Here is a 12,370-nt window from a genome sequence, read left to right on the forward strand (position 1 = left end):
AACAAAGCCATGAACTAAGCTTCAGGCGTCATCAAGAGTTTGAGTTTCGGCCAGCGTTGTAAAAATTGTTTTTGCTGCACACGCTGCAAAAAAGTCGCCTGACTGACTAAACGTGGGTTCCAGCGGACATTTAACTCAAATAAATCATCTAAGCCCAAAGGAGCAATCAGCTGTATTTGTTGTTGATCATCCAATTTAACGGCGATGGCAGTAGCAGTTTCTGGCCACAACGATAGGGCATGGGAAATCGATGTTAGGGGCAAAATAGAATCACCATTGTCTAAACGATACCAATGATGCACCAAAGCTTGGTTGGTCACATCCCACTGTATCAATGGAAAGAAAGACTGCATTTTTTTTTGGATCTGATCACTATGAGCACCGTTATCCTCAGCATCATAAAATATGATATCCACCTCAGTATGGGACAGTGTATAGCTGTGTTGGTGTAGCACTGACCACAGCATATTTCGAATGACACCTGCGGCAATATACGCACTGGCATCCACCAAATAAAGCTGCTTTAAAATAGACATGATGCCGTCATGTTGCTGAATCAGTTGCTGCAAGCGCTCAACATAAGTGGCTTCAAGCTGTGATTGATTCACAGGATGCATTGGATGGGACATAGATACACGGTTGAATTCTATTCTTTGATTCGATTTAGCCTGACACAAGCGCATTGATTTAATCAATCGCTTTGAAAAAATGACATGCTCTCGACATACATTAATGGCTGTTCGATGTTTTAGAACATGATCCTCTAATTACAACAACGCCTTTTCTAGCCAAATTAAGCTACAATCAATCGAAAAAATTCTAAACTGCAGGTATGTCATGTCTTCTGTTATCGCATCTACCGCGATCCGTGGTCGCTTTCTAGATATTCAGAATACAGTTGCCCAAGCACGTGAAATTCACGACCAAGTGCGCTATTTCGAAGATGGTTTGCTGATTACGCAAGCCGGAAAAATTCAATGGTTCGGTCCATGGTCTGAGGGCCAACACCATCTCCCAGATCAGGTTGAAGTACAACATTATCCAGATCAATTGATTGTTCCGGGTTTCATCGACACCCATATTCATTATCCACAAACGGAAATGATGGGGGCTTATGGTGAACAGCTACTGGAATGGCTTGATACTTATACCTTCCCAACCGAAATCCAATTTGAAGATCCGGCTTATGCAGAGCAAATTGCACAGTTCTTTGTAAACGAGTTACTCAAAAACGGAACCACAACAGCTCTTGTTTTTTGTACCGTTCATCCACAATCGGTCGATGCTTTATTTAAAGCCGCAGAACAGCATCAGATGCGCTTAATTGCCGGTAAAGTCATGATGGATCGACATGCCCCTGAAGCATTATGTGACACAGCTGAGAGTGGCTACAACGACTCCAAAGCACTCATCGAAAAGTGGCATGGCAAGGGCCGTAACCTGTATGCCATCACGCCTCGCTTTGCCCCAACCTCAACGCCTGAACAATTGGCACGGGCAGGGGAGCTAAAAGCCGAGTATCCTGATGTCTATGTACATACGCATTTGAGTGAAAATAAAAATGAAATAGCGTGGGTTAAATCATTATTCCCTGAGCAAAACGGCTATTTAGACGTTTATCATCATTATGGTCTGACCGGATCACGTTCCGTGTTTGCGCACTGCGTGCATTTGGAAGATGCCGAGTGGGAGTGTATGCATCAGACCAACTCTGCAATCGCGTTTTGTCCCACCTCGAACTTGTTCTTAGGCAGTGGGTTATTTCCATTAATGAAAACATGGGAAAAACAGGTGAAAGTCGGCTTAGGCACAGACATTGGCGCAGGCACCTCTTTTAACCAACTACAAACCATCAATGAAGCCTACAAAGTTCAACAACTTCAAGGCGATAAACTGTCCGCATTTGAAGCGCTGTACCATGCCACTTTAGGGGGGGCAAAAGCCTTAGATCTAGAGGACAAACTTGGAAACTTTGATTTGGGCAAAGAAGCAGATTTTGTGGTGCTCGATTTAAATGCCACTGCGCTACAAGCCCTACGTCAACAACGTGCCAAAAATCTGGAAGATGCTTTATTTGCTCTGATGCTGATGGGTGATGATCGTAATATCCATGCCACCTATGTGTTTGGACAATGTGCTTATGTCAAAGCATAAAACGGCTCGACCAAGACGAAAAACAGCGTTGAAAATTGGACTGATTGCCGTCGCGTGTCTGTGCTTACTCAAGCGTGACAGCACTTCCAAGAAAAACTGATTACATTTTCAACGGCAAAAAAGATGCATCTGCGAGCCAGATGTATTAAAATTGGTTCATCTTTAGAGGTGTTGCAAGTCAACACCTTTTTTATTTTTTGATTTGCTTTTTTAGGTATCTACCCATGTCTGTTCAAATGAGCGTACTGATTTCCACTGAAGAAATTCAAGCTAAAGTGAAAGAGCTTGGCGCAAAAATTGATGCACACTATGCTAACAGCGACAAAGAGTTGGTGTTAATCGGTCTTTTACGCGGTTCTGTTATTTTTATGGCTGACCTTTGCCGCGCAATTTCAAAACCGCATGAACTCGACTTCATGACCGTTTCAAGTTATGGCGCTGGGACCGTATCTACTCGTGATGTAAAAATCTTAAAAGATTTAGACGGCGACATTAAAGATAAAGATGTCTTGGTGGTTGAAGATATTATTGACTCAGGCAATACCTTAAGCAAAGTTTTAGAAATTTTACAGACGCGTAATCCAAACTCAATCGAGCTTTGTACTTTGGTTAGCAAGCCTTCACGTCGTGAGATTGAACTCGAAGTGAAATTTTTAGGTTTTGAAGTCGAAGATAAATTTATCGTGGGTTATGGTCTGGACTATGATCAAAAATATCGTCATATTCCATTTATTGGCGAAATTGGTCTCTAAGTAAGATCAGATACTTAAGAGTGGCCGAAGGCCACTTTTTTTTATTTTTTGGTTTGTTTTGAACAAAAAAACAACAGTTTTTTGCATGTTTAGGCTATAGCTCAGCGCAGTTTTGATTAAAGATAAAGATTGAACATGTCGTAAAAAACAAATACATGATAACAAAAGGAGAGTTACTATGTGGTCACTCATTGTTGCGATTGTTGTTGGTTTTATTGCTGGTTTAATTGCACGTGCGATCCATCCTGGAGATGACAAAGCCGGTTTCATCATGACCACCATTCTCGGGATAGCAGGTTCCTTACTTGCGACCTATGGCGGACGTTTATTAGGTCTGTATGGAGAAAATTCTGCTGCAGGATTTATCGCTTCCGTCATTGGTGCGATCATCGTGTTGTTTATCTATAACCTTGTAACGAAAAAAACCCACGTCTAATTTTTATAGCACCATTAAAATACCCGCCTGTAGACGGGTATTTTTTTTATTTATATTTTATTCATACCGTACAGCTGAAATTATTTGATCTCTTTTAACATCGATTCTAATTCAGCAGCAGGATATGCACCGGTTAAGATCGAACCGTTGGCAAAGACGATTCCCGGTGTACCACTTAGTTTTAAGCTTTTTGCTAATTTTAAATTTCGCTCAATCGGGTTTGCACAACTTTGCGCTGACTTCGGTTGAATTCCCTTATTGATTAAATTATCCCAGGCCATAGCAGGGTTTGACTCACAAAAAATCTGCTTCGATGGCGCCAACGACTGCGGTTTTATCGCTGTGACAAAAGTATAAATGGTCACATCATTGAGTTTTGCCAGTTCTACTTCAAGCTTCTTACAATATGGGCAATTTGGGTCAGAAAAGATCGCGATTTGGCGCTTCCCATTCCCCCTGACTGTTTTAATCGCATCTTGTAATGGGAGTTTATTCCACTCAGTTTTTTGCTGATCGAGGATCAATTGTTTGGTCAGATTTTTTTGATCTTTTAAACGGATCATAGATCCTGCAATCACATAATCCGCATTTTCACTCAAATACAAAACTTGATCTTCAATAAAACCGCTATATATGCCCGGCATTTCGGTATTTTGAATATTTTCAATTTTTAAACTGGGGTGCTTTTCTGCCAAGAGCTTTTGAACCTGTGCCGCATCTGCTAAAGCAAAAGTCGAAAGGGTAGTACTCAACGCCAACGCACATATTTTTTTCAACATAGACCGAACAACTTCAACATTTAATTGATTCAGCATTCTAAGCCTTAACACGTGAAAGTCTTGGGCTTTTTTCAGTTCATTACGCAATAGCTACATGCCGTTTCACGTGGAACATATTAAGCTGCATCAGGTGAATTAATTTCAACAGACACATGCACAATTTCTTCATGAATCGACAGTGCTTGACGCACTTCATCTGCGCTCAATGCCTGACTTGTTTCTAAAGCTACAATACATGAAAACTGACCTTTACCCACTTTCCACACATGTAAGTCGGTCACCATAACAGGCGCTGGTAAATCTTGCAAAACCTCACGAATTTCAGCGACAACAGGATGATCCATTTCTGCGTCCAGTAATGTTTGTCCTGTTTCTTTCATCAGCCCAATGGCCCACTTACCAACAAGTACCGCACCAACAATCCCCAATAGCGCATCTAAAAATCCCCAGCCCATCCATTTTCCAGCAAATAAAGCCACAATCGCCAACACCGAAGTCACCGCATCAGCAACCACATGCATGAAGGCTGCTTTCTGATTGAGGTCGTGATGATGATCATGCTGCTCTTCATGGCTATGCTGGTGATGGTGATGGTGATGGTGATGGTGATGGTGATGGTGATGGTCATCATGCAATAACCAAGCACAGATCAAGTTCACCATTAGACCTAAAATCGCAATAGGGATTGCTTCGTTATAATGAATTTGGACCGGGTTGAATAAGCGTTCCACCGAATGAAAAGCCATAAATGCAGCAACGACCATCAATAATATCGCGCTGCTATAGCCCGCTAAAATTTCAATTTTCCAAGTCCCAAAACTAAAACGAGCATCTTGGGCATAGTGGCGTGCCGCACGATAGGCAAAATAGGCCAAGCCTAATGCCAACATATGTGAACTCATATGCCAACCATCAGCCAATAATGCCATCGAATTAAAAATCCATCCGCCAATGACTTCTAACAACATCATGACTGCCGTTAAAATAGTGGCAATTAAGATCCGTTTTTGTGCGAGTGGATTACCTTCATCAAATTGATGATGATGAATTCGGATGGATGGGGAAGTTTTCATTAGGTTCTATGCTTAAATATACTCCCCCATAGTATATTTATTTTCGGGAGAAAGTGTTGAGTCATTTACATCAGGACAAAAAGATTTTAAATCGGGTTAAACGCCTACAAGGTCAGGTCAATGCGGTTGAACTGGCTTTACAGCAACCCGGAGCAGGGTGTATCGAGGTTTTACAACAGGTTGCGGCCATCAAAGGTGCTGTAAATGGATTAATGAATGAATTAATCGAAGCACATTTACGCCATCATGTATTACCTCAAGATGCTGAAATCAATGAAGCAGAACTGGAAGAATTTGTAAAACTGCTTAAACGCTATGGATAAAGTTACAAATGTGATTTGACCATGGAAAAAAATCGGCATTAAACTGAGCCCATATTTCCGTCTTTCTCATACAGCACAATATTGACCCTATTGACTGTACCTCTGCGACTTTAAAATGACCACATCTCCCTCTTGGCGACCGTTTATCATGGTGAGCCTTGCACTCTGTATGGGCACTATTGGTACAGCGCTAGCTAGTCCTCTGTATCCCATTTATCAACAACTTTGGGGACTGCTGCCGAGTCATATCACCTATATCTTTGTTGCCTACATGTTTGGTTGTCTAGCGACCTTGCTGTTTTTAGGTCGTACCAGTAATAGTTTTGGTTTTTTAAGAACCCTGCAAATCGGTATGGCGTGCATCATCTTAGGTTTAAGCTTGTCGGTGTTTGCCAGTAATGCGCTGTGGTTATCTATCGGGCGCTTTATTATCGGGATTGCCTCGGGTTTAATCAGCACCTCAGCCATGCTTGGTTTGGTCTATACCATTCCTGAACCGCATAAAAATAATGCTCCACAGTTGAGTTCAATCATTACCGTGATTGGTTTTGGTCTTGGCCCATTTATTGGTGGAGTGATTGCCCAATTTTCGGAACAGCCTTTAGTCACCCCTTATATCCCTGTGATCTTTGGGGGGTTGGCGTGTTTAATAGGGTTATTTTTTATTCGCACACCGAATTTTGAGCCACAGCCTTTTTCAGTGGCACCACATTTGGAATTGCCTGAAAAGCGTGATCATTCACGATTTTATATCGCTGGACTGACTGCCTTTTGTGCCTTTGGCTCCTTCAGCTTATTTGCATCACTCGCACCCTCTTTCGTCAAAGATGCGATCCCATGGCATGGCCCTTTGGTCAGTGGTAGTGCCATTGCAAGTATCTTGCTCGTTTCCGCTGTCGTGCAATTTATGGCGAAATCGATTCCTTCTGCAAAATGTGTCAATGCCGGCTTAATAGTGTTAATACTGAGCTATGCGCTCCTTGCGCTATGTATGACCCAACACTGGAGTGCATTGTTTTTTATTAGCGATATTTTAGTCGGTGTAGGGCATGGTCTAGGGCTTTTAGGCGCATTTGGCTTAGTTCATCAAATGACCAACAATCAAAACCGTGCTGCGGTGATCTCGACCTATTTGTTTATCGGATATTTAGGAACCATTATTCCAATTATTGCAGCCGGCTATTTATCTGATCATTTCGGCTTGATCGTCGGTGTTTTAGGTTTTTGTATGGGTGTAGGTTTATTGTGTATCGGCTTATTGCTTTGGCACCGTAGTCTGAACACCAATTAACTACTGAAATTATTCAAGAAGCATCTTGTATCGGATGCTTCTTTAACCCAAAAACAATTAAAAAACCCTATAAAAATCAATTAAATTAAATTAGTATCTTGTGTGATGTGATTCAAAAATTTAAAAAAATGCTAAAAATTCAATGTCAAATTAACACTGCGGAAAATCAAATCATCGCCAGCAGCGAATACGGGAATATTCACTATATTTTACCGTTTGAATCCTTACCGCAATTAGAAACCTATGATTTTATTGTTTGGGGCTTTTTACCCATTGCCATGCGCCTTGGCATCCCGCTGCATGTAGAATTCAATACAAACCCTCCACTCCGCACGGGAGGTTTCAACGGTCTGGGCCGCTTGGTTACCTGATTTATATCAACCAGTCATGCTCAGTGCTGCATCGATTATCCAAACACCACCGGCAAACCAAACCACTCAAAATTTAAGCTTTTTTAGCGGTGGAATTGACTCCACATATAGTACATACAAAGCTTTTCTTGAAAATGGGCAAGACTCTGATTGTCTCACTGTGCATGGAATGGATTATAAATTTGATGACCATGAAAAATTTCAGGCCTTAATGGATCAGACCCATGATTTAGAAGCCAAGTTTTTAAGCAAAGTCGCGTGGTAAAAACCGATGCTTACACGCTGTACAGTAAATATGGCTGTAACCCTAAAGGTTCGCATGTCACACATATCTTTTCGCTGTTTTCCTGCGCTTCGATTTTTGAACATTACCAGCAATATCGAATTTCAGCCGATTACCTTTAGATCAACAATTATTCGTTCATCCCTATGGCTCAAATACGGCATCCAACCGATTGATGAAGAACCGATCTGGGGTCTTAATCACCCTCGACGATGATGTCACGCGATCACAAAAAACCGCATTTTTAAGCCAATCTGACTTAGATTTACAAACCCTGTCGATTTGTGTGGACTATAGGGCTCGACCAAAAAATTGTGGTCAATGCAGTAAATGTATGCGCACCAAAGCCATGTTTTATGCCACTAGCCCCGAAATTCCCGATATCTTTTTAGATCGTCGCTTTGAAAAACAGTGGTATCAATCCATTCCATTAAGTTCAAAAATCAATCGTGCTTTTTTAATTGATATTTTGTCAGCGGTCGAAAAATCCTCGCAACAGCAACAATTTCCAGACTATGCAACACTCAAAGTCAAAGTTGAAGCAGCTTCAAAAAGAGCAGCAATCAATCCTTTTTATGGGATGAAAATAAAAGATGTGCTGAGAACAATCTTTAAAATCATTTTTGGCTCAAACCCACGCTAAACGATGTAAAAAAAGCACGATGTTTTCGAATATCGTGCTTTGGATGGATCTATCCATAGGTGAAATGAGGAGCTCAATCGTTTTATTACTTGCCAATACAGAATGATCCAAAAATCTTCCCTAGCAAATCATCCGCACTAAAGTCACCCGTAATTTCACCTAAGGCATTTTGCGCCAACCGTAGAGACTCGGCTACCAACTCACCCGCATGATAAACCACCAACTGCTCACGTGCTTCTGCAAGATAGCGCTGAGTGCGCTTCATTGCGTCTAAATGGCGTGTTCGAGCAATAAAGGTATCTTCCTCTGGTTGAAAGCCTGCATGCGCTGTAATCGCATCAATAAGCGCTTGAACGCCAGTTTCTTTTTTAGCCGAAACGCGAATATGTCGAAAACCGTTTAAATCGGTCATTTCCGCGGTAGATCCCGTCAAATCGCATTTATTACCAATCAACATCAAACGCTTCGGTTCAATATGATCGGCAAAGTACGCTTGAGCCAATTGTAGTGGATCTTCGCCCTGACTCAAGTCATAGACCAAAAGTAACAAGTCAGCTTGCTCAATTTCTTTAATTGCGCGGCGAATCCCTTCTTTTTCGACGATATCACCGGTTTCACGTAAACCTGCGGTATCGGTCAAGGTAATCGGCAAACCATTGAGGCTGATTTTTTCATGTAAAACATCACGTGTCGTACCCGCGATATCCGTCACAATCGCACGTTCAACACCCGCTAAAGCATTGAGTAGCGATGACTTACCTGCATTGGGTTTACCAGCAATCACCACTTGTAGACCTTCACGCAGTAACTGACCTTGACGAGCAGACTGCTGTACAGCATGGACTGAGCTTGCCACTTCATCCAATAAACCCAAAATCTTACCATCCGCCAAAAAGTCGATTTCTTCTTCAGGAAAATCAATCGCTGCTTCCACATGCAAACGCAAATGGATAAGTTTTTCTAACACCGTATTGACCTTGCTCGAAAAGGCACCTTGTAATGAACGTACCGCTGAACGTGCCGCTGCTTGTGAGGTGGCATCAATCAGATCAGCAATCGCCTCGGCTTGCACCAAGTCCATTTTGCCATTTTCAAAGGCGCGCATTGAAAATTCGCCTGCTTTTGCAGCAATAGCGCCCAATTCAAGTAACCGCGCCAATAATGCATTTTGAATAACGGGGCCGCCATGACCTTGAAGCTCCACCACATCTTCACCCGTAAAAGAGTGCGGATTTGGAAAGCAAATCACCAAACCTTCATCCATGATTTCATTCGATGCATCATAAAACTTACGGAAACCAGCAAAACGTGCTTGTGGTAAGGATTGCTGCGTTAATGCTTCAGCAATGGCATAAGATTGGGGACCAGACAGGCGAATCACGCCGACACCACCACGACCCGGCGGTGTGGCAATTGCTGCGATGGTGGTTCGGTTTAACATAAAATTCACCTAAAAATTTTCAAACGACAGATAAAGAAAAATCCGCCTAAGATTACCATCTTAAGCGGATTTATTCAGCCCATCAGCAATGCTTAGTTTGCTGAGTCAGCCGCTTCACGTTTTAAACGTTCTTTTTCAACAGATTTGTTAATCAAACCTTGTTGAAGAATAGTAATACTGTTGTTACAGATCCAGTAAAGCACAAGGCCCGCAGGGAAGAACAACATAAATACCGTAAAGATCACTGGCATGATTTTGAAGACTTTCGCCTGCATTGGATCAGCCGGTTGTGGGTTCAAACTTTGCTGAATAAACATGGTTAAGCCCATTAATAGCGGCAAAATAAACCACGGATCCATCGCAGATAAATCTTGAATCCAACCTAACCATGGCGCATGACGAAGTTCAACAGACTCCATCAATACCCAGTACAAAGCAAGGAAGATCGGCATTTGGAGCAATAACGGCAAGCAACCTGATAGTGGGTTTACTTGTTCACGTTTATACAATGCCATCATTTCTTGCGAGAAGCGCATACGGTCTTCACCGAACTCTTCTTTCATGCGTTGCATTTCAGGTGCAATCACACGCATTTTCGCCATAGAGCGGTAGCTCTTCGATGACAAAGGCCATAAGATCAGTTTCACCAGAATGGTCAATAGAATAATTGACCAACCCCAGTTACCCACTAAACCGTGGAAAAACTCAAGACCGACGAACAATAATTTCGCAATAGGCCATAACCAACCGTAGTCTACAGTTTGGTTTAAACCAACCGCCAATTCTTTTAATTCAGATTGGATTTTTGGACCTGAATAGAACGTTGCATCTACTTCTGCCACAGTTCCTGCAGGAACATTGATTGCAGGTGAAGTGAACTGAATAATGTTCATATCATCAGTAGATTTACGTGACTCAAGTTTCGCAGCATACGGTTGACCATTGGCTTGCGTTAATTTGATCTGTCCAGGAATCCACGCACTCACGAAGTAATGCTGAACCATTGCAACCCAACCGCCAGTTGCTTCAACATTCAATTTTTCTTCATTGAAGTTGGCAAATTTAAGTTTGTTGTAATGTTCTTCAGGCGAACCCCATGCACCACCAAGGAATGTACCTAAAGTGAAAATACCTTGATCAGATTTACCTGGATCTTCAGAGTTGTCGCGTTTAAGCTGACCAAACATCTGACCTTGCCAGTTCTGAGCACTGCGGTTCACGATTTTATGATTCACGACAACAGGGTATTCACCTTCAGTGAAGTTAAAGGTTTTAATAACCTCTACACCATCTGCTGTTTTATAAACCATTGGTACTGACAAAACTTTTGCTGTTTGGCCATCTTTACCCTTCACAGCTTTTGCGTCATTTAACGTATATGAAGATTTTTCAATCTCATAGGTTGGACGTCCTTTCGGATTGCTGTCAGGGCCATTAAGACCAATTAAGCCAGACTGAGCAACATAAGTACGTTTTGCATCGCTTTCAAGCATTACAAACGGTTCGTCGCTGTCTTTATTTTTGTCATGATTGAGTAATTCAATACGAACAATATCGCCACCCTTTGGATTAATCCAAAGATGGTAAAGGTCAGTTTGTACTGAAATTAACTGTTGACTAACAGGTGCAGTGGCATCTGTTGTTTGTTGTGTAGCAGCATTATTTGCTTGCGGCACATCAGTAGCAGCCGTAGCTGTCTGGCCATTTGGCAAATCGGCAGATACTTCATGCGTTACCACCGCAGCATTTTGCTGAGGTTTTTGTTCCGCATGTCCATAATCTTTCTGCCAAGCCAAAATGAGCAAATATGCGACAACAAACATGGCCCCTAGAATTGCAATCCTGGCCCATTGTTGCATAGGTATTACCCCAAGTGGTTAGAGTGATTTTGGTTCAATAAACGTTCACGAAAGGGTACAGCAACGTGAAGCGTTTGAGAATCTATTTGCTGAAATGAAATAAAACGAATTGCTTTTGATGGAACAGGATCATAGCCTGAACCGCCCCAAGGATGACAACGGCAAATACGCTGAACAGCTAGACACACTCCACGTACAGCACCATGTTGATGGACTGCTTCCAAAGAATATTGAGAACATGTTGGAATATAACGACAGCGTGGTCCCAATAAAGGACTAATCGCAATCTGATAGAAACGAATGAGCCAATGCAGTAAACGAACCATTGGTCATCTCTACGCTTGTGGGGAGGTAGCTATTTTTTTATGCTTATTTGCAAGGCGCTGCAATTTTTGCCAAGCAAATTGTAATTGCTGATGCAACTCTGCATTCGGTACCGCCTCTATGCCCATTTTTGGCATAACGACAATATCTAATACATTAGACTGCTGTTGATGCAGGCGAAAACTTTCGCGTGCAAGTCGTTTTACTCGATTTCTTTCATGTGCGCGGCGCACTTTTTTCTTAGCAACAACAATACCCAAACGGCTATTCGGCTGTTCGGAGATTTTTGCTAGAAATAAGAAATGGGGTTGATGCACTTTAAAAAGCGCACCATCGAACACACTTTTATAATCGGCAGCACAGTGTATTCGCACATCTGTGCTAAAGCCGTAAAGTGTTGTCATAACACCCAAGTCTTGACAGTCTTAACTGAAATTAAACAGTTAAGCTGTGACGACCTTTTGCACGACGACGCGCTAATACTTGACGGCCAGCTTTAGTAGCCATGCGAGCACGGAAACCATGAACGCGTTTACGTTTCAACTCAGAAGGTTGGAAAGTACGTTTCATATCGAAACTCCAAAAATGATCTTTCAGTAAAGGTTCGCGATTTTAGTGCTCATTGCTTGAGCTGTCAATGA

General features: G+C 42.1%; 16 protein-coding genes. 8 read left to right on the plus strand and 8 right to left on the minus strand.

The annotated features are described in order from the left end of the window. Positions 1–14 precede the first annotated feature (14 nt). Positions 15–629: a nucleotidyltransferase family protein gene (locus FTT92_RS15385; RefSeq protein ID WP_257231762.1), complete on the minus strand. Its 615-nt coding sequence runs from the start codon at positions 627–629 to the stop codon at positions 15–17. Positions 630–837: 208 nt separating this feature from the next. Here FTT92_RS15385 and guaD point away from each other — a divergent pair, with 208 nt between their 5' ends. The 3 genes from guaD (at position 838) to FTT92_RS15400 (ending at position 3,342) form a co-directional block, all read left to right on the plus strand. Further along, positions 838–2,154 carry a guanine deaminase gene (gene guaD / locus FTT92_RS15390; RefSeq protein WP_180172551.1) on the plus strand — a complete coding sequence of 439 codons (1,317 nt, stop codon included), beginning with the start codon at positions 838–840 and terminating at the stop codon, positions 2,152–2,154. A gap of 224 nt (positions 2,155–2,378) precedes the next feature. Continuing rightward, a complete protein-coding gene (gene hpt / locus FTT92_RS15395; protein WP_180103148.1) occupies positions 2,379–2,906 on the plus strand; it encodes a hypoxanthine phosphoribosyltransferase in 528 nt (175 codons plus the stop codon). A gap of 178 nt (positions 2,907–3,084) precedes the next feature. Further along, positions 3,085–3,342, plus strand: a complete 258-nt coding sequence (locus tag FTT92_RS15400; RefSeq protein WP_180172552.1) for a GlsB/YeaQ/YmgE family stress response membrane protein — start codon at positions 3,085–3,087, stop codon at positions 3,340–3,342. A gap of 80 nt (positions 3,343–3,422) precedes the next feature. Here the strand turns inward: FTT92_RS15400 and FTT92_RS15405 are convergent, their stop codons facing one another. Next, the gene (locus FTT92_RS15405) at positions 3,423–4,121 is read right to left on the minus strand and encodes a DsbC family protein (RefSeq protein WP_180172565.1); all 699 of its coding nucleotides are present in this window, start codon (positions 4,119–4,121) and stop codon (positions 3,423–3,425) included. Positions 4,122–4,237: 116 nt separating this feature from the next. Then, positions 4,238–5,194 carry a CDF family Co(II)/Ni(II) efflux transporter DmeF gene (dmeF, locus tag FTT92_RS15410; protein ID WP_180172553.1) on the minus strand — a complete coding sequence of 319 codons (957 nt, stop codon included), beginning with the start codon at positions 5,192–5,194 and terminating at the stop codon, positions 4,238–4,240. Positions 5,195–5,250: 56 nt separating this feature from the next. On the opposite strand from dmeF, the gene FTT92_RS15415 reads away from it, so the two are divergent. The 5 genes from FTT92_RS15415 (at position 5,251) to FTT92_RS15435 (ending at position 8,105) form a co-directional block, all read left to right on the plus strand. After that, complete coding sequence (locus tag FTT92_RS15415; protein ID WP_180172554.1) at positions 5,251–5,517, plus strand: metal/formaldehyde-sensitive transcriptional repressor; 267 nt, start codon at positions 5,251–5,253, stop codon at positions 5,515–5,517. 115 nt (positions 5,518–5,632) lie between these two features. After that, positions 5,633–6,808, plus strand: a complete 1,176-nt coding sequence (locus tag FTT92_RS15420) for an MFS transporter (RefSeq protein ID WP_228144801.1) — start codon at positions 5,633–5,635, stop codon at positions 6,806–6,808. Between the two features lie 107 nt (positions 6,809–6,915). After that, entirely contained in the window at positions 6,916–7,179 is a 264-nt protein-coding gene (locus FTT92_RS15425; protein ID WP_180172555.1) for a hypothetical protein, read from the plus strand. Between the two features lie 16 nt (positions 7,180–7,195). After that, positions 7,196–7,444, plus strand: a complete 249-nt coding sequence (locus tag FTT92_RS15430; protein WP_180172556.1) for a hypothetical protein — start codon at positions 7,196–7,198, stop codon at positions 7,442–7,444. Between the two features lie 193 nt (positions 7,445–7,637). Beyond that, on the plus strand, positions 7,638–8,105 hold the full coding sequence (locus FTT92_RS15435) for a hypothetical protein (RefSeq protein WP_180172557.1): 468 nt from the start codon (positions 7,638–7,640) through the stop codon (positions 8,103–8,105). An 85-nt stretch (positions 8,106–8,190) separates the two neighbouring features. Here the strand turns inward: FTT92_RS15435 and mnmE are convergent, their stop codons facing one another. From mnmE to rpmH, 5 genes are all read right to left on the minus strand, one after another. Further along, the gene (gene mnmE, locus FTT92_RS15440; RefSeq protein WP_180172558.1) at positions 8,191–9,546 is read right to left on the minus strand and encodes a tRNA uridine-5-carboxymethylaminomethyl(34) synthesis GTPase MnmE; all 1,356 of its coding nucleotides are present in this window, start codon (positions 9,544–9,546) and stop codon (positions 8,191–8,193) included. A gap of 92 nt (positions 9,547–9,638) precedes the next feature. Beyond that, positions 9,639–11,405, minus strand: a complete 1,767-nt coding sequence (gene yidC, locus FTT92_RS15445) for a membrane protein insertase YidC (RefSeq protein ID WP_078194451.1) — start codon at positions 11,403–11,405, stop codon at positions 9,639–9,641. Between the two features lie 5 nt (positions 11,406–11,410). Beyond that, complete coding sequence (gene yidD / locus FTT92_RS15450) at positions 11,411–11,731, minus strand: membrane protein insertion efficiency factor YidD (protein ID WP_078189510.1); 321 nt, start codon at positions 11,729–11,731, stop codon at positions 11,411–11,413. Positions 11,732–11,740: 9 nt separating this feature from the next. Beyond that, positions 11,741–12,133 (minus strand): ribonuclease P protein component, encoded by a 393-nt coding sequence (gene rnpA, locus FTT92_RS15455; RefSeq protein ID WP_078189509.1) that lies wholly within the window; start codon positions 12,131–12,133, stop codon positions 11,741–11,743. Positions 12,134–12,164: 31 nt separating this feature from the next. Further along, positions 12,165–12,299 (minus strand): 50S ribosomal protein L34, encoded by a 135-nt coding sequence (gene rpmH, locus FTT92_RS15460; protein ID WP_000831329.1) that lies wholly within the window; start codon positions 12,297–12,299, stop codon positions 12,165–12,167. Positions 12,300–12,370: the final 71 nt, after the last annotated feature.

The sequence above is a fragment of the Acinetobacter sp. YH12023 genome, assembly GCF_013420135.1.
Taxonomy (GTDB): domain Bacteria; phylum Pseudomonadota; class Gammaproteobacteria; order Pseudomonadales; family Moraxellaceae; genus Acinetobacter; species Acinetobacter amyesii.